The 17,125-nt window shown below is 52.6% G+C and carries 14 protein-coding genes and 1 other annotated feature; of the genes, 6 read left to right on the top strand and 8 right to left on the bottom strand.

The features are described from left to right. Positions 1–166: 166 nt before the first annotated feature. Positions 167–2,026, top strand: coding sequence for a glycoside hydrolase family 2 protein (locus DXC51_RS14475; RefSeq protein WP_117544796.1), 1,860 nt, complete (start codon positions 167–169; stop codon positions 2,024–2,026). A 43-nt stretch (positions 2,027–2,069) separates the two neighbouring features. Here the strand turns inward: DXC51_RS14475 and DXC51_RS14470 are convergent, their stop codons facing one another. Together DXC51_RS14470 and DXC51_RS14465 are read right to left on the bottom strand one after the other, a co-directional pair. Continuing rightward, positions 2,070–2,651 (bottom strand): CDP-alcohol phosphatidyltransferase family protein, encoded by a 582-nt coding sequence (locus tag DXC51_RS14470; protein ID WP_021640241.1) that lies wholly within the window; start codon positions 2,649–2,651, stop codon positions 2,070–2,072. Then, entirely contained in the window at positions 2,648–2,956 is a 309-nt protein-coding gene (locus DXC51_RS14465; protein WP_021640240.1) for a hypothetical protein, read from the bottom strand. The genes DXC51_RS14470 and DXC51_RS14465 overlap by 4 nt, the downstream gene beginning before the upstream one ends. A 13-nt stretch (positions 2,957–2,969) precedes the next feature. Continuing rightward, positions 2,970–3,238: a binding site (T-box leader), on the top strand. 109 nt (positions 3,239–3,347) lie between these two features. Between DXC51_RS14465 and DXC51_RS14460 the strand changes: the two genes are divergently transcribed. Beyond that, positions 3,348–5,165: a proline--tRNA ligase gene (locus tag DXC51_RS14460; protein WP_117544795.1), complete on the top strand. Its 1,818-nt coding sequence runs from the start codon at positions 3,348–3,350 to the stop codon at positions 5,163–5,165. Positions 5,166–5,258: 93 nt separating this feature from the next. Here the strand turns inward: DXC51_RS14460 and DXC51_RS14455 are convergent, their stop codons facing one another. The 3 genes from DXC51_RS14455 to DXC51_RS14445 form a co-directional block, all read right to left on the bottom strand. After that, a complete protein-coding gene (locus DXC51_RS14455) occupies positions 5,259–5,846 on the bottom strand; it encodes a DUF4318 domain-containing protein (protein ID WP_207660860.1) in 588 nt (195 codons plus the stop codon). Between the two features lie 46 nt (positions 5,847–5,892). After that, positions 5,893–6,345, bottom strand: a complete 453-nt coding sequence (locus tag DXC51_RS14450) for a LytTR family DNA-binding domain-containing protein (protein WP_021640236.1) — start codon at positions 6,343–6,345, stop codon at positions 5,893–5,895. Between the two features lie 221 nt (positions 6,346–6,566). After that, complete coding sequence (locus tag DXC51_RS14445) at positions 6,567–7,439, bottom strand: methionyl aminopeptidase (protein WP_025487547.1); 873 nt, start codon at positions 7,437–7,439, stop codon at positions 6,567–6,569. A 425-nt stretch (positions 7,440–7,864) separates the two neighbouring features. On the opposite strand from DXC51_RS14445, the gene DXC51_RS14440 reads away from it, so the two are divergent. Continuing rightward, positions 7,865–8,488, top strand: coding sequence for a TetR/AcrR family transcriptional regulator (locus DXC51_RS14440; RefSeq protein ID WP_025487548.1), 624 nt, complete (start codon positions 7,865–7,867; stop codon positions 8,486–8,488). Between the two features lie 220 nt (positions 8,489–8,708). Next, on the top strand, positions 8,709–10,679 hold the full coding sequence (locus DXC51_RS14435) for an oleate hydratase (RefSeq protein ID WP_025487549.1): 1,971 nt from the start codon (positions 8,709–8,711) through the stop codon (positions 10,677–10,679). A 67-nt stretch (positions 10,680–10,746) separates the two neighbouring features. On the opposite strand, the gene DXC51_RS14430 is transcribed toward DXC51_RS14435, so the two are convergent. Further along, complete coding sequence (locus tag DXC51_RS14430) at positions 10,747–12,699, bottom strand: ABC-F family ATP-binding cassette domain-containing protein (protein ID WP_117544794.1); 1,953 nt, start codon at positions 12,697–12,699, stop codon at positions 10,747–10,749. Positions 12,700–13,044: 345 nt separating this feature from the next. On the opposite strand from DXC51_RS14430, the gene DXC51_RS14425 reads away from it, so the two are divergent. Both DXC51_RS14425 and DXC51_RS14420 read left to right on the top strand, forming a co-directional pair. Further along, on the top strand, positions 13,045–13,842 hold the full coding sequence (locus DXC51_RS14425; protein ID WP_117544793.1) for an SIMPL domain-containing protein: 798 nt from the start codon (positions 13,045–13,047) through the stop codon (positions 13,840–13,842). A gap of 21 nt (positions 13,843–13,863) precedes the next feature. Continuing rightward, entirely contained in the window at positions 13,864–14,286 is a 423-nt protein-coding gene (locus DXC51_RS14420; protein ID WP_021640226.1) for a DUF3842 family protein, read from the top strand. Positions 14,287–14,409: 123 nt separating this feature from the next. Here the strand turns inward: DXC51_RS14420 and DXC51_RS14415 are convergent, their stop codons facing one another. Together DXC51_RS14415 and asnS are read right to left on the bottom strand one after the other, a co-directional pair. Continuing rightward, positions 14,410–15,648 (bottom strand): C40 family peptidase, encoded by a 1,239-nt coding sequence (locus DXC51_RS14415; protein ID WP_117544792.1) that lies wholly within the window; start codon positions 15,646–15,648, stop codon positions 14,410–14,412. A gap of 78 nt (positions 15,649–15,726) precedes the next feature. Beyond that, a complete protein-coding gene (gene asnS, locus DXC51_RS14410) occupies positions 15,727–17,118 on the bottom strand; it encodes an asparagine--tRNA ligase (protein WP_117544791.1) in 1,392 nt (463 codons plus the stop codon). Positions 17,119–17,125: the final 7 nt, after the last annotated feature.

Below are 17,125 nucleotides of genomic sequence, written 5' to 3'. Positions count from 1 at the left end.
GCACCCTTTCCCCGCTATTTTTCCGGATGAAAAAATGCTATACTATAACCGTCCGGACAACTGAATGGTTACGCTATACCATAGCCGTCCCGGCAGCAGTCTTGCGCACTGCCCGGATGCTTAAGGTTATTGATTACACGCCTGTCAGGCAGAAAGGTCGAAAACGATGAGCAAAAAGAAGGATAACGGCGTTCCGGGTCTGTGCAGAACCCGGTGGAGCCGCAGCATAAATCCTGCCGATACATGGAAGGAATATCCCCGTCCCGCTATGGTACGGGCATCTTATATTAATCTGAACGGGATGTGGGATTACTGTTTTACCCCTTCCCCCAACATTCCCGCCCGGTTTGAGGGACAGCTTCCTGTTCCCTTTTCCCCGGAAGCTCCGCTGTCCGGTGTGGGGCGGAGGCTTTCACCGGATGAATTCCTGTGGTACCGCCGCAGCTTTACCCTCCGCAAACAACAGAAGGATCAAAGGGTACTGCTCCATTTCGGCGCTGTGGATCAGGAATGCGACGTATTTGTTAATGGGAAACCGGCGGGGGAGCACACGGGCGGATACCTTCCCTTCACACTGGATATAACGGATATTACCGAAGAAGCCTCCAACGAGCTTCTGGTGCGCGTGCGGGATTACAGTGATACCTCCTGTTACAGCAGAGGAAAGCAGAAGCTTGATAAGGGAGGTATGTTTTATACTGCCCAGAGCGGCATCTGGCAGACCGTATGGCTTGAGCTTGTCCCCGATCCCTATATTTCGGCGGTCCATTTTACGCCGGATTATGACGGTTCCTGCTGTCGCGTAAGGATTACTGCCGGCGGCCGCAGAAAGGGAGGGCCAATCCGCTGTACGGTCCGGCCGGAAACGGAGGAGGACAGACAATACCGGGACGATCCGGCGCGTCCCGCAGCCGGCAAACAGTCCTCCGGCACAGTGTGCGTCCGTACCTTTTCCCCGGACCGGGAGGCAGTCCTGCCCCTGCCTGGTTTCCATGCCTGGACCCCGGAGGATCCCTTCCTTTACCATGCAACCCTGGAAATGGAGGACGACAGGGTGGAATGTTATTTTGCCATGCGCAAATGCGATATCCAGACCGGCAGCGACGGCCTGCGCCGTATTTTCCTGAATAACAGCCCCTATATGCAGACCGGCGTCCTGGATCAGGGCTACTGGCCTGACGGCCTGTACACCGCCCCCTGCGACGAAGCATTTATTTATGACATCAGGGCCATGAAGGATCTTGGCTTCAATATGCTCCGAAAGCATATCAAAATAGAGCCTCAGCGCTGGTACTATCACTGCGACAGGCTGGGAATGCTGGTATGGCAGGATATGGTATGCGGCGGCAGCTCCTACCGCCACTGGTTCGTCACATACCTGGCCACCCTTTTCAATGCCATGCACATTACCATAAAGGACGGAAGGCACAGCCGCTTCCTTCTTTCGCGCAGGGATGCGGAGGGGAGAAAGCAATTCCTACGTGAAACAAAGGAAACGATAGAAGCCCTCCGGGTCCATCCCTCCATCGTATGCTGGGTTCCCTTCAATGAGGGGTGGGGGCAGTTCGACGCCCTGAAGATCGCGGATTTTGTCCGCAGCCTGGATTCCACAAGGCTGATAGACCATGCCAGCGGCTGGTTTGACCAGAAGGGCGGCGACCTGTGCAGCCTGCACTATTATTTCTTTACCCTGAAATTCCGCCCGGAGCCTGTCCGCGCCCTGGCTCTTACCGAGTTCGGCGGCTATTCCTGGCAGGTCCCGGGACACAGCTACAGCGAAAAGCTCTACGGCTACGGTAAATATGATAGCCGCCAGACCCTTACGGAAGGCTATCGCCGCCTTCTGTCCTCCACCATCCTCCCCGCGGTAAAGCAAGGTATTTCCGCTACCATCTATACCCAGCTGTCCGACGTGGAGGAAGAGGTAAACGGCCTGTATACCTATGACCGTGAAATCCTAAAGCCGGACGGCGAAACGGTCCGCAAACTGAATCAGGAGCTGAAGGATGCCGTAAACCGGCACTGATCAGCTCCTGCGGATATCTTTATTCCTGCACCCGGCAGGCTGTTTATTTTCCGGAAGGCTCGCTCTCCTTCCACATTTTCCGAAAAACAGGGATGTACATGATAAGGCTGAACAGCATGAAGGCGCCGCATGCAGATATCAGAAGATTTGCGGCCGTCAGGCTGATTCCAGGGAACAGCAGAAGAATAAACAGCAGAACGTAAAGGACCGCGGTGCACACCTTGCCGAACCACATGGCGCCATCCAGCTTCTTCCCTCTGGGGAGAAGCAGCAGCCCCATGATTCCCATAAAGCCCTCTTTGAGGATAAAAAGCGCCAGAACCGCCCGCATCAGCGGGTAACGGACGGCAAAGCAGAGCACCAGCGCTCCCTGCGTCAGCTTGTCCGCCAGTGGGTCTATAAACTTCCCAAGCTCCGTAATCATATTGAATTTCCTGGCAACCTTGCCGTCAAACATATCGGTCAGCCCGGAAATTCCCACCAACACCGCCGCCATATAATAATCCGACACACCATCCGCATGGATATATATCCAGGAAAATACCGGAATCAGAAGTATCCTGAAATATCCCATCAGATTGGGTATGGAAAAAATTTCTTTTGCTGTCATCTTTTGTTTATTCATTGTTGTATGATGTCCTTTCCCGGCGCGCCGCCGCAGCGCCGGAATGCTTCCCCTTCCGAAAGGGACCGTCCCTGTGAAGCTTCTTTTGCCGTAACTGCACCAATACGGCTTCTTCCACCGTAACCGCCCGTTTCCCTCATGGATACTGCCAGGTTCCCTTCCATTATAACTTCCGTCCCCTGTCTGCGCAATCCTCCGGCAAAATAAATCCATAACAGGTAAAATAAAGCCGCACAGTAAAATAAATCCGTACTGTCAATAAATCCGTACTTGACAGATATTCCGGCCCGTGCTATTCTTAACAAAATTTTACATTCCTCAAAGGCTGAGAAAAGAAACAGTACGCATTTCGGATGGTCCAGAGAGAAGACGGCTGGTGTGAGTCTTTCCTGAAAAAATGCCGAACCCCTCTTTGAGCCGCAGGCCGAACCGTTTTCCTGCCGTATTTATCCGGCAGCTGAAGACGTGAGTAAGCCCCGCCGGGTTCTCCCGTAACAGAGAAAGGTATTGGGCTATGCCCTGTACCGTGAGCGCGGATTTTTTCCGAATTTAGGTGGTACCACGGACCCTGAAGGTTCGCCCTAAGCCATTCCCTTATCATGCGGCGGGACGGCTCGGGGCTTTTTTTATTCCCTGTCCCCTCCTGCCGCCACCAGGGCATTATATAAACACGCCCTAAGGACAGGAGGTTATTTTATGAAGCTTGCAAATCTAATCGGCGACCGGTTCCGGGAAACGCCCTCCGACTGTGTTGTGGAAAGCCACGCCCTCATGCTGCGCGGCGGCTATATGAAATACGTGGCGAACGGCATCTATTCATCCCTGCCGCCCCTGTGCCGCATCACCCGGAAAATCGAACAGATCATCAGGGAGGAAATGGATGCCGCAGGCGGCCAGGAGGTCCAGTTTCCCGTAGTGCTACCCGCCTCCTACTGGCAGGAATCGGGGCGTTACGACTCCGTAGGCAGCGAGCTGCTGCGTTTTACGGACAGGAACGGTTCCCCCATGGTGCTTGGCATGACCCATGAGGAGGCCGCCGTTGCGCTGGTAAGGGAATATGGGGCCACCTATAGCCGATATCCTTTCCTTTTTTACCAGATCCAGACCAAATTCCGGGATGAAGCGCGGCCCAGGGCCGGACTGATCCGCGTCCGGGAATTCACCATGAAGGATGCCTACTCCTTCCACACCTCCCAGGAGGACCTGGAAGCCTGCTACCGGCGCTGCCACAGCGCCTATGAACGCATTTTTGCCAGAGCGGGCTTACCGGAGGTGATCTCCGTGGCATCGGACTCCGGCATGATGGGCGGAAATCTGTCCCATGAATTTATGCTCCTTACTCCCGCCGGAGAGGATTCCATCGTCCTGTGCCCTTCCTGCGGCTACCGCGCCAATATGGAAGCGGCGGAATGCATCACAGAAGCGCCGTCGGAGGGAATCTGTGCATCTGAAGGCCGGACGGACGGGCATACGGAATGTGCCGCCTCCTCCCTGCCGCTCCCGGCATTGACTGAGGTTTCCACCCCCGGTGTCCATACCATTGATGAGCTCTGCGCTTTTCTGGGAATCACAGCCGCCCAATGCTGCAAGGCTGTTGTCTACCAGCGGAACCGGGATGATTCCTACGTCGTCCTTTTTATCCGCGGTGATTTGGACGTAAATGAAACCAAACTCACCAACCGGCTGGGAGAAGAGGTCCATCCCGGGGAAATCACGGAAGGCTCCGGCCTGCAGGCAGGCTTTATCGGTCCTGCCGCCCTGTATGCCGGATTGCGGAAAAACAGCGGTGAAAATACGGGGCTCACCATTCTGTTTGACCGTTCCCTGAAAGGCGCAACCGGCCTGGTCTGCGGCGCCAACCGCGCTGACTTTCATTATACCGGCCTGTGCATGGAACGTGACTGCCCGGATGCGTCGTATGAAGATTTTGCAAAGGCGCAGGAGGGCGGCATCTGTCCGGTATGCGGCAGGCACTCCCTGACCATATCCCGCGGCATTGAGGTGGGGAATATCTTCCAGCTGGGAACCAAATACAGCAAGGCCATGCACATGCAGTACGTGGATGCCGACGGCGCCGCCCACTATCCCCTGATGGGCTGCTACGGCATCGGCATCGGACGCCTGGCGGCTTCCGTCTGCGAAGCGCATCACGATGAATACGGCCCCATATGGCCCATCACCATCTCTCCCTGGCAGGTTCATCTGTGCTGTATGCGCAGTGACAATGCCGAAGTACATGCCATGGCTGACGCCCTGTATGATGAGCTGCAGCGTGCAGGCGTGGAGGTTCTCTATGACGACAGGAACGTAAGCGCCGGCGTCATGTTCTCCGATGCGGATCTGCTTGGCATCCCCATCCGTCTGATTGCCAGCCCAAGAAACAGGAAGGAAGGCTGCGTGGAAATGACTCTTCGCGGAAACAAAGCCGACACCTGCAAAATCCCCGCTGATGAAATCGTCCTGCGGGTCAGGGAAAAAATATCCGCCCTCACTGCCGCGCTGCAGCCTGAGTAACTGTCTGCACAACAATCTTATTAAAACCTAAAAAAAGACCCGCCATGCAGCCTCCTGTAGCTGCATGGCGGGCCGGGGAAACAGAAGGGGGCATTACCTTTCTGTAACCTTCATCACATAATCCGCACCGCCAAAGCCGGGCGTACTGTCCAGGCTTACCTCACACCGGACACCGTTCATAAGAACCACCGCCGGCACATCCTTGACCTCATATACAAGATCAATATTTTCTTTGACACAGTAAGCCTCAAACTGTCTCAGGAAATCCTCCTTTGAGGATGGTTTTTCCTTCAAATCTATCCGGAGCGTATAACCGCTTCTTCCCTGATTCATCTTTTTTGCCATCCTCGAAAGATAATAATAATTTCCTCCGCAAAGCACAAGCAGGATTCCAAAATCCAGCCCGATTATCTGCCTGACCCATTCCGGCAGAATCCGTCCGACTATTACCATCAGAAAAAGTGCGATAAAAGCCGTCCATAATGCCGACATACCGCCTATCACCTGTTTCCGCAGGCCTAACCACAAAAGAAACACACCGGCCAGAATATCCACTGCCAGCATGGGAACCATCCACGGCAGCACCGCCGGCCCCAGCGTCCGGTACCGCAGGCTCACATAAAGCACTGCGCCGGCCCAGAGGAGCCCCCCAATGAGGCCCCCTCTTTTTAATATTTCCAACCGTACTTCCCCATTTATCTTATTATTCCCGGTCATTTTCCACACCTCATTTCGCTTCCTCCAGAATCCTGTCCCGTACCTCTTTCAGATACTTTCTGGATATATATACAGACTCTCCGTTTTCCAGCCCGGCCTCCATCAGCCCATTGAGGATGGGCCTGTACAGCCTCACCTTATCCAGATTCAGTATGACGGATCTGGATATCCGTATAAAGGAAGCCGGAAGCAGTTTTTCCAGCACATAAAGCCTTTCTCTTGTTTCATACACCTCATCCGCCGTATGGATGGACTGTATTTCACGGACGGATTCCACATAAAAAACAGTATCGCTGTCAATCCGGTGAAGCTCCTCCTCCTTTTTGCAGAGAATGGATACCTTCTTCCAGCTGTCCGTCTCAATGTACGTCCGCAGCTTTTCCGTGGAACCGTCCTCCTTTGCCAGCCGCAGAAGCGCTTCTTCCTTCTGCCCTGCCCCGATGCGTTCAATCCTGACTTTCACGGCCGCTCACTCCCTTCTTACATCTGCTTTTCTTTTCTGATATAAGAATACCTCAAATCCCCTCTCAAAATCCATACCTTTACGGTAAGTGGCATTTCCGGACCGGTATCCGGCAGCAAGGCGTCCTGTTTCCCGCACGGTATTCCGTTTCCTTCCAAAAAAAGCTCCGGGATATTCCAAACCGAATACCCCGGAGCCCGGCAGCCTGCCGCCGCAGACAGTTAATATGCCAATATTTCACAGCCATCCTCCGTAACGGCCACAGTAACCTCCCACTGCGCCGACGGCTTTCCATCCTCCGTATAAATAGTCCAGCCATTTTCATCATCCAGGTAAATGTCCGGCTTCCCCAGATTTACCATGGGTTCAATGGTGAAAACCATCCCCGGCACCATAAGCATCTCCGTCCCCTTCGGAGCCACATAGCTGACAAAAGGATCCTCATGGAACTCAAGTCCTACACCGTGGCCGCCCATGTCGATCACAATGCTGCAGCCGTTTTCCCTGGCATGGGCGTTGACCGCATCCGACATATCACCCAGGAATGTCCACGGCTTCACAGCCGCGATCCCCTTCTCCATACATTCCTTCGCCACACGGACCAGGCGGCTCTTTTCCTCATCCACCCTGCCGATCCGGAACATACGTGAGGAATCACTGTAATATCCCTTGTAAATGGTGGAGACATCCACATTCACAATATCCCCGCTTTTTAAAACCACAGCCTCGCTGGGAATACCGTGGCAGACCTCATGATTCACAGAGGTACATACGCTTTTAGGATACCCTTCATAGCCCAAAGGCGCTGGAATGCCGCCCAGCTGCCTTGTTTTGCTCTCCACCAGACGGTCAATTTCCTCCGTGGTCATGCCTTCCCTGATATTCTCCGCCACATAATCAAGCACTGCGATGTTCACAAGCCCGCTCTCCCGGATGCCCGCAAGCTGCTCCGGATTCTTTATCATGCATCGCTCGGGAACCATATGTCCCTGCAGCTCAAAATGCTTTATCTTTTCATCAAATGCCTCGTGGCACTGTTTGTATTTCCGTCCGCTGCCGCACCAGCAGGGCTCATTTCTTCCTATCTTTTCCATTATCTGCCTCACATTCCGCCGTTAAACCATAACTGCCGGCTTCCCCGGTGATTTACACGGCCGGCCTTTCCGGCCTGCAACTTCTTTTGCTACGTCTACCTATTATAATATTACTGTTCACTCCGTGACCAGTAACTGCATAAATCCATTAAAAATCGCCTGCGGCGATGGGATTTATGCACTCTTGAATCACTTTCTTACGTACTGTGCAGTAAATGCACAGTACTGAGTGAACAGTAACATTATAATCCCTGTCAGGCCAAACGTCAAAGCAGATATCCTGCCTGCCGGATTTCCGGCTCCATATTGACACTTCTCCTTAATTCCGTTATTCTTTTTAGTATTGAAGGTCCGCAATCCCCCAGCGTGTATTTGAAAATTGCTCCAGGCGGAGGAACCGGGCCAGTGAAAAGCGAGGTATCCCCATGCAGAATATAACCAAAACCGCCCTGGAAGCATCCCTGAAAAAGCTTCTTTTAAAGAAGCCGCTGGACAAAATCACCATCCGCGACCTGACCGAGGACTGCGGTATCAGCCGGATGACCTTTTATTATCACTTTAAGGATATTTATGATCTGGTGGAATGGATCTGCTACGAAGACGCCGCCCAGGCGCTTCAGGGGAAGAAAACCTATGATACCTGGCAGGAGGGGCTTCTGCAGGTTTTTGAAGCGGTCATGGAAAATAAGCCCTTTATTATGAACGTATACCATTCCCTCAGCCGCGAACAGATTGAAAGCTATCTGTTCCGCCTGACGCACGACCTGATTATGGGCGTGGTCAATGAAAAATCACAGGGTATGCAGCTCTCCGATACAGATAAAAATTTCATCGCGGACTTCTATAAATACAGCTTTGTGGGAATCATGCTGGATTGGATCAAACAGGGGATGAAGGAAAATTACCATGAAATCGTCAACTACCTCTGTACCGCCATCCGCGGCTGCATCTCCGTATCCATAAATAATTTCTGCAGCCCGGATATCCGGACCTCCGGTTTTTCTTCACCGGATCCGGTAATCCCGCCCACGGATAAGCCCCGTGCCTAAACGAAAGCAACCGCATTATAGCCGTTAAAATACTGAACTGCTACGAACCGTTACCTATATTTTATCAAAACAGGCGCAGTGATAAAAAATTTATCAGATTTGATCGTTTGATAAGTTTTTTATCACTGCGCCGTTTTTGTAAATAGTAATTTCGCTTTGTTCCGGCTATTATAATCACATAAACAAACAACACGAACATAAAAGAAAGGTGGAAATAAAAATGTCAAACAAATCAAAGGCAATCGGGGCTGCCTCCGTACTGGCAGCGGGCGTAGGGGCTGCGGCCTATTTAACAGCAAAGAAAAAACAGGGGGATAAGGCGGCTGACTCCAAAAAAGCTTCCTCCAACAACGGCTACCGCAACACAGAGCTTGGAAAGTATGAAAAGAACAGCAAGGGAATTTACTACAGCAACGGCAACTATGAAGCCTTTGCAAGACCGGAAAAGCCGGAGGGCGTGGATGAGAAAAATGCGTACCTGGTCGGCAGCGGCCTTGCTTCCCTGGCGGCGGCCTGCTTCCTTGTACGCGACGGACAGATGCCCGGCTCCCACATTCACATTCTGGAGGCCCAGGATATTGCCGGCGGCTCCTGCGACGGTATCTTCGATCCATCCCGCGGCTATGTTATGCGCGGCGGCAGGGAAATGGAAAACCATTTCGAATGTCTCTGGGATCTGTTCCACAGCATTCCTTCCCTGGAAAAGCCCGGCGCTTCCGTGCTGGATGAGTTCTACTGGCTGAACAAGCATGACCCCAACTACTCTCTCTGCCGTGCCACAAAGGAACGCGGCAAGGATGCCCACACAGACGGCAGGTTTAATCTGAGCCAGAAGGGCTGCATGGAGATCATGAAGCTTTTCATGACGAAGGATGAGGATCTTTATGACAAGACCATCGAGGACGTATTTGACGACGAAGTGTTCAACTCCAACTTCTGGCTGTACTGGAGAACCATGTTCGCTTTTGAAAACTGGCACAGCGCGCTGGAAATGAAGCTGTACTTCCAGAGATTCATCCATCACATTTCCGGGCTGCCCGACTTCAGCGCCCTGAAATTTACCAAATACAATCAGTATGAATCCCTGATTCTGCCCATGCAGAAATATCTGGAGGAAGCTGGCGTTGATTTCCAGTTCAATACGGAAGTCACCAATGTGGTATTTGATTTTAAAGACGGCAAAAAGATCGCTTCCCTTCTTGAGTGCAGGGTAAACGGCGTGGAAAAGGGAATCGTCCTTTCCGAAAACGACCTGGTATTCGTCACCAACGGAAGCTGTACGGAGGGCACCATTTACGGCGACCAGAACCATGCCCCCAACGGCGACGCCGAGGTCCGCACCAGCGGCTGCTGGAACCTCTGGAAAAATATCGCAAAGCAGGATCCTTCCTTCGGCCACCCGGAGAAATTCTGCTCCGATATCTCCAAAACCAATTGGGAATCCGCCACCGTCACCACGCTGGATGACAAAATCATCCCCTATATCACCAATATCTGCAAGCGCGATCCCAGAACCGGCAATGTGGTTACCGGCGGCATCGTAAGCTGTCAGGATTCCTCCTGGCTGTTAAGCTGGACCATCAACCGTCAGGGCCAGTTCAAGGATCAGGATAAGGATAAGGTCTGCGTATGGGTATACGGCCTGTTCACCGACAGGCCCGGCGACTATGTGAAAAAGCCCATGAGGGAATGCACCGGTAAGGAAATCACGGAGGAATGGCTGTATCACCTGGGTGTTCCCACAGAGCAGATTCCTGATCTGGCTGAAAACAGCGCGGTTTGCGTTCCTACCATGATGCCCTATATCACCGCATTTTTCATGCCCAGGGCAAAGGGCGACCGCCCGGATGTTATTCCTGACGGCTGCGTGAACTTCGCATTCCTTGGCCAGTTTGCAGAGACTCCCAGGGACACCATCTTCACTACCGAGTATTCTGTCAGAACAGCTATGGAAGCCGTATACGGCCTGCTCGGCGTAGACAGAGGCGTACCGGAGGTATGGGGCAGCGTATATGATATCCGCGAGCTTCTCGACAGCTCCGTCAAGCTTATGGACGGCAAATCCCCGTTGGAAATCGAACTTCCCGGGCCGCTCAACGCACTGAAGAAACCTATTCTCCACGTTATCAGGGGGACGGTAATCGAAAAAGTGCTGCGTGACCACAACGTAATTAAAGAAGGAATGATGTAAAGGGAATGGCTCCACACTCATAGACAGTGCGGAGCCATTTTTATATTCCATATTTTTACTGCCCTGCTTATTCCCCTGATTCCCCGGCCTCAATCCTGGCCGCCAAATCCTCCAGATACATCCACCGCTCCATTTTCTGTTCCAGCAGGCTTTCCAGCTCCTCCTTTTCCTGGGTCAGGCTGTTGAGCCGGACAAAATCCGTGGCAGCGGCAACGATATCCTTTTCCAGCTGTTCCGCTTTTTCCTCCATTGACGCAATTTCCGCCTCTATGGTTTCATAATCACGCTGTTCCTGGAAGGTGAATTTCAGCTTTTTCGCCTTCATGTGATCCGGCTTCCCTTTTTTGCCGGAGGCCGCCGTATCCTGGCCGGAGGAAGCGTCTCCTCCCGACTGCCCGCGGCCGGAGGTCCCGGCCTGCGCTTCCGCCTGAAGCTGCGCCTCCACTGAGATACGCAGGGCATAATCCGTATATCCGCCCTCATACTGCTTCAGCCTGCCATCCTCCTCAAATGCAAAAATCCGCTGCACAATCCGATCCAGAAAATACCTGTCATGGGATACGGTTATCACGATCCCGTCAAAGCTGTCCAGATAATCCTCCAGAATCGCCAGTGTGGTAACGTCCAAATCATTGGTAGGCTCATCCAGTATGAGCACATTCGGTGCTTCCATCAGCACCCGCAGCAGATTCAGCCTTCTTTTTTCCCCGCCGGAAAGCTTCTCAATCAGGCCATACTGCTCCTCTCCGGAAAACAGGAACCGTTCCAGCATCTGGGATGCGGTAATGCTCCCCTCCTTCGTCTGCACATATTCCGCAGTATCCCGGATATAATCAATCACCCTTTTTTTCGGGTCCATATATGCCGTCTTCAGATCAATACGAGCGCTTTCAATATCCTCCGGAAGCTGCGTCCCTCCGGCAATGCCCGCAATTTCCTGGGCATAATAGCCGATTTTTATGGTCTGCCCTATCACCACCTGCCCGGCATCGGGAAGCACCTGTCCGATAAGAATTTTCATCAGTGTTGTTTTTCCGCAGCCGTTGGGGCCGATAAAGCCCACCCGTTCGTTTTTCAGGAAAATATAAGAAAAATCCTCTATCAGCTTCTTCGTCCCATAGGCCTTGCTGATATGGGAAAGCTCCAGGGTCGTACGCCCCATCCGTGAGGAAACCGATCCCATATCCACACGGCCGTCCGCAGCCGGGCCGTCCATGCCCTTAAGCTCCTCATAACGCTGGATACGCGCCTTCTGTTTGGTGGAACGCGCCCTCGCCCCGCGCTGCATCCACGCCAGCTCATTGCGTAGAATGGACTGGCGCTTCCTTTCGCTGGCAGCCTGCATTTCCTCCCGCTCCGCCTTCAGGGACAGATAGCCTTCATAATTGGACTGATAGGAATAAATGCTGCCCTTATCGATTTCAATAATACGGGTTGCCACACTGTCCAGAAAATATCTGTCATGGGTTACCATAACCACCGCGCCCTTCCACTTTAGCAGAAAATCCTCCAGCCAGTCCGCCATATTATTATCAAGATGGTTCGTCGGTTCGTCCAGAATCAGGATATCCGCCGGCGTCAGCAGCGCGGCCACAAGCGCCAGGCGTTTTTTCTGTCCGCCCGACAACTCCCCGCATTTCTGGGAAAAATCTGTCACGCCCAGACGGGTAAGCATGGACTTGGCCTGGCTTTCCATTTCCCAGTCCTCCTCCTGCGCACCTCCCGCCGTCTGCCCGCCGCTCTTTTTATTCCCTCTCAGGACGCTTTCCAGTATGGTATCCTCCGGCCGGAATTCGGGCTGCTGGGAAAGAAAGCGCACCACCACATGGTTGGCTTTTGTCACGCTCCCCTCATCCGGCTCCTCCAGTCCCGCCATGATTTTCAGCAGCGTTGACTTTCCCGTGCCGTTAATGCCGATGACGCCCACCTTTTCCCCCTCCTGCAGATAAAAGGAAGCATTGTCAAACAGCTTCCTTTCCCCATAGGATTTTGTTATATTTTCAACAGTCAGAATATTCATAGATACCTGTCCTTTCTACGTTAACCAGCCAAATAATTACTCTTAGATATCATAACCCGTATTATCCTTCTTTGCAAATATAAAGTCGCCATAATATCCGTACCCGTAACACCCTCAATACCCGCAATACGAAGTCACCGTAACTGCCCGGCAGCTCCGTCCGGCAAAGCTTATACTGCATGCCGATTCCTTCTATGTTTCCAAAAAGCAGCTGTCCTGTTCCTTCACCGCTACTCTTAAAATTTATTTAATTATTCTTCCCCGGCCTATCTTTCACTCCCTGTTTTTGTTATATTGATATTACAGGATGAACGCGGCCGACAGGCCGCAGGAAGTGAGGTTATTATGAAAAAAACTTATTTATCCATCGCTGCCGCCGCACTGCTCACGCTTGGCGCCTGCACTCTGGTGGCATGTGAAACCCGGACAACAGCCCCTGCCGCCGGCATTCCCGCCGAAGGTCCGCTTTCCGCAGACAGCGCTTCGGAGAGCACAATTACCGTAAACAGCAGTGAGAAAGTGACCGTGGTCCCGGACATCGCGGAAATCGTATATTCGGTTCAGACAGAGGCCGCCGATGCCGCCGGCTGCCAGCAGAAGAATACGGAGGATGTGGACAAGGTGGTCGCCCTTCTTACTGAACTTGGCGTAAAGGAAGGCTCCATCCAGACCACAGGCTACTATATGAATCCCCGCTATAACTGGAGCGGTGATGAGCGCACGCTTATCGGCTATGAAGCGGTAACCACGCTCACCGTATCCGATCTCCCCCTGGATCAGGTGGGCGGCATACTGGCACAATCCGTCAGCGCGGGTATCAACAATATCCAGTCCATCTCCTACCTTTCCAGTAAATATGACGAAAGCTATCAGGAGGCTTTGAGCCTGGCTATCGCCGCCGCCCGGACAAAGGCAGAAGGTATGGCGCAGGCCGCCGGCTGCCAGCTGGGAGAAATCTCGGCCCTCAATGAACAGAGCACCTACAGCGAAGCCCGCTATACAGATAACGCTCTCGCGGAAAAAACAAGCATGAGAGCCGCATCCATGGATACCGCAAACGTAACCATCATGCCTGGCGAACTGGAGGTAGAGGCTTCCGTCATTGTGGAATACGGCCTGCTGCCCGGCAGCGGCGCACAATAAACGGATAGAAGGAAAACAGCCATGAAAATTATGATAATTGACGGGCAGGGAGGCCGTATGGGCAGCCTCCTTACCGAGAAAACAAAGAATGCCGCCATTCCCGGCGCCCAAATTTATGCAATCGGAACAAACAGCATCGCTACGGCCGCCATGCTCAAGGCCGGAGCCGATTACGGCGCCACCGGGGAAAATCCGGTGCTGGTCAACAGCCGGGATGCCGATTATATCATCGGCCCGCTGGGCATTATGGCCGCCGACTCCCTGCTGGGCGAGGTCACTCCCGCCATGGCGGTCGCCGTAGGCCAGAGCAGCGCCATGAAAATCCTTCTACCGGTAAATAAATGCAATCACCATGTAGTCGGCGTATCCTCCGAATATTCCATGTCGGAGCTGGCCGAGCAGGCGGTGCGTTACCTCCTGGACTGCATCGCAGGCAAGGCCTGAGGGCAAACGTCTGATATATCCCCTGCTTATACCCAACTGATAAAAAAGGTCTCTGAGGGATTCCAGCAGCCCGCAAAAAACATCCGCCCCGGAGGATATTTCTTCCGGGGCGGCATTTTTAACTTAATTAACAATCCTTCTTACAGACAATATCGGCTTATAGGTTGCGTTGCCGTATTTAATGCCGGTTTTGACACTGCTGGCATGGACGATTCTTCCATTGCCAAGATAGATGGCCACATGGCCCGCATAACAGATCAAATCTCCCGGCTGCGCTTCCTCATAGGAAACCTCACGGCCCGCGCTTCTCTGGGACGATGAATTCCTGGGGATGCTGTAACCATAAACCCTGTATACGGACTGGGTGAATCCGGAACAATCCGCCCCGTTTGTCAGGCTTGTCCCGCCCGGCACGTAAGGGTTACCCACGAACTGGCAGGCGTACTGGGCAATATCACTCCCGCTCCCGCCGCCAATCTTTGGAGGTACGGTTTTGGATCCGCCCGATGAAGCAGTGGCGGTTCCGTTGGAAGAATTCTGCGCACTCTGGGAATTCTGCTTCTTTTTCTGCGCCTCTTCCTCCCGCTTTCTCGCTTCCTCCTCCGCCTTCCTGGCGGCTTCCTGGGAAGCCAGCTTCTGTATTTCCGCATTCTGCTGCTTTATCTTCGCCTTGTAGGCCGCCGCTTCCTGCTTCGCCTTTGCAAGCTGCACCTCATAATCTGCGGCAAGCTCCTTCTGTTCATCCAGGGACACCTGCAGGGAATCTTTTTCCTGCTCCAACTCATATTCAGAGGCTTCCAGCTCTGATTTCTGTTCCTCCAGGCTTTCCTTCAGCTGCGCCACCTCCTGAACGGTGGCGGCATAATTATCCAGCATCTTTCTGTCGTATGTATAAATTTCCTGTACATATTCGGCCTTGTTCAGCATATCCGCCCAGCTCTTGGCTTCCATCAGCAGCTCCAGATAACTGGTCTCACCCTTTTCGTACAAATACTGGATACGTTTCTTCATGGCATGATACTGCGCTTCCTCTTTGGCCTTGGCCTCATCATAATCCTTCTGTGCCTGTTCTATCTGCACCTGTGTATCCGCGATTTCATCCTCCAGAAGGCTGACACTGGCCATAATTTCCGCAATCTGGCCGGTCAGCTCACTGATCTGTGCATCCACGTCATCCTTTTCCCCGGAAAGATCATTGATCTGATCATTCACGGAATCCAGCTGGCTCTGGGTGCCTTTTTTCTGGTTTTCTTTTTCCTGCCTCTGCTTCTGAAGGTCGCTGATACTGGTAGCATATGCTGTCTGCGTCATGGATATTGCCAATATGAATATCAAAAGTAGACTGAAAAATTTCTTCCGCATATCCTGCCCTTCTTACGTATCGCATCTGCGGCCGCATTCCGGCTTCCGCCCTCTATGCAGCCGTTTTTTCCGTATCGCTTATAACTCGCAGTTCTTCACTGTTCTGGGGAATGGAATGACATCTCTGATGTTGCCCATTCCGGTAAGATACATCACACATCTTTCAAAGCCAAGCCCGAAGCCCGCATGGCGCGCGGAACCGTAACGCCTCAGATCAAGGTAGAATTCATAATCCTCCTTGTTAAGCCCCAGCTCCTCCATACGCTGTTCCAGCAGCTCCAGCTTGTCTTCCCTCTGGCTGCCTCCGATGATTTCCCCAATGCCGGGAACCAGGCAGTCCATGGCGGCAACCGTCTTGCCGTCCTCGTTCAGCTTCATATAAAATGCCTTGATTTCCTTCGGATAGTCGGTAACGAAAACAGGGCGTTTAAATTCCTTTTCTGTCAGATAACGCTCATGTTCGGTCTGCAGGTCGCTTCCCCAGTGTACCTTATATTCAAATTCATCATTATGCTTCTCCAGGATTTCAATGGCCTCCGTATAGGTCACATGGCCAAATTCAGAGGTGAGGACATGCTCCAGACGCTCAATCAGCCCCTTATCCACAAACTGGTTGAAGAACGCCATCTCCTCAGGCGCATTGTCCAGCACATAACGGATTACATACTTCAGCATGCTTTCGGCAAGCATCATATCATCCGTCAGATCCGCAAAGCACATTTCCGGCTCAATCATCCAGAACTCAGCCGCATGGCGGGTGGTGTTGGAATTTTCCGCGCGGAAGGTCGGCCCGAAGGTGTATACGTTTCTGAACGCAAAAGCATAAGTTTCCGCATCCAGCTGCCCGCTTACCGTAAGGTTGGTAGGCTTGCAGAAAAAGTCCTGGCTGTAATCCACCTTGCCTTCTTCCGTTTTGGGCACGTTTTCCAGATCCAGCGTGGTCACCTGGAACATTTCTCCCGCACCCTCACAGTCGCTTCCTGTAATCAGGGGTGTATGCACATAAACAAATTCCCTTTCCTGGAAAAATTTATGGATGGCATACGCTGCCAGGGAACGAACGCGGAAAACCGCCTGGAAGGTATTCGTTCTAGGACGCAGATGGGATATCGTGCGCAGGTATTCAAAGCTGTGGCGCTTCTTCTGAAGCGGATAATCCGCCGGGGAAGCTCCTTCCACAAGAACCTCCTCAGCCTGCATTTCGATAGGCTGCTTTGCCCCGGGTGTCTCTACAATTGTACCCGTCGCCACCACAGCAGCTCCCACGCCGATTCTGGCTGCTTCCGCAAATCCCGGCATTTCACTGCTGTATACGATCTGAAGCGGCTCAAAAAAGGTTCCGTCATTGACTACAAGGAATCCAAAGTTCTTGGAATCCCTGTTGCTTCTCACCCATCCGCCAATGGTGACCTTCCTGCCCTGATACTTTTCTTTTTCTCTGAATAAATCCTTGATGTTTGTCAGTTCCATTTTTTTA

This window comes from Eisenbergiella massiliensis (assembly GCF_003435485.1).
This window is presented reverse-complemented; position numbering and strand designations above follow the sequence as displayed.

What these genes read in the sequence shown, in the direction of transcription:
- DXC51_RS14475 (WP_117544796.1), top strand. Translation starts at nt 167, where the DNA reads ATGAGCAAAAAGAAGGATAACGGCGTTCCGGGTCTGTGCAGAACCCGG.
- DXC51_RS14470 (WP_021640241.1), bottom strand. Translation starts at nt 2,651, where the DNA reads ATGAATAAACAAAAGATGACAGCAAAAGAAATTTTTTCCATACCCAAT.
- DXC51_RS14460 (WP_117544795.1), top strand. Translation starts at nt 3,348, where the DNA reads ATGAAGCTTGCAAATCTAATCGGCGACCGGTTCCGGGAAACGCCCTCC.
- DXC51_RS14445 (WP_025487547.1), bottom strand. Translation starts at nt 7,439, where the DNA reads ATGGAAAAGATAGGAAGAAATGAGCCCTGCTGGTGCGGCAGCGGACGG.
- DXC51_RS14440 (WP_025487548.1), top strand. Translation starts at nt 7,865, where the DNA reads ATGCAGAATATAACCAAAACCGCCCTGGAAGCATCCCTGAAAAAGCTT.
- DXC51_RS14435 (WP_025487549.1), top strand. Translation starts at nt 8,709, where the DNA reads ATGTCAAACAAATCAAAGGCAATCGGGGCTGCCTCCGTACTGGCAGCG.
- DXC51_RS14430 (WP_117544794.1), bottom strand. Translation starts at nt 12,699, where the DNA reads ATGAATATTCTGACTGTTGAAAATATAACAAAATCCTATGGGGAAAGG.
- DXC51_RS14425 (WP_117544793.1), top strand. Translation starts at nt 13,045, where the DNA reads ATGAAAAAAACTTATTTATCCATCGCTGCCGCCGCACTGCTCACGCTT.
- DXC51_RS14420 (WP_021640226.1), top strand. Translation starts at nt 13,864, where the DNA reads ATGAAAATTATGATAATTGACGGGCAGGGAGGCCGTATGGGCAGCCTC.
- DXC51_RS14415 (WP_117544792.1), bottom strand. Translation starts at nt 15,648, where the DNA reads ATGCGGAAGAAATTTTTCAGTCTACTTTTGATATTCATATTGGCAATA.
- asnS (WP_117544791.1), bottom strand. Translation starts at nt 17,118, where the DNA reads ATGGAACTGACAAACATCAAGGATTTATTCAGAGAAAAAGAAAAGTAT.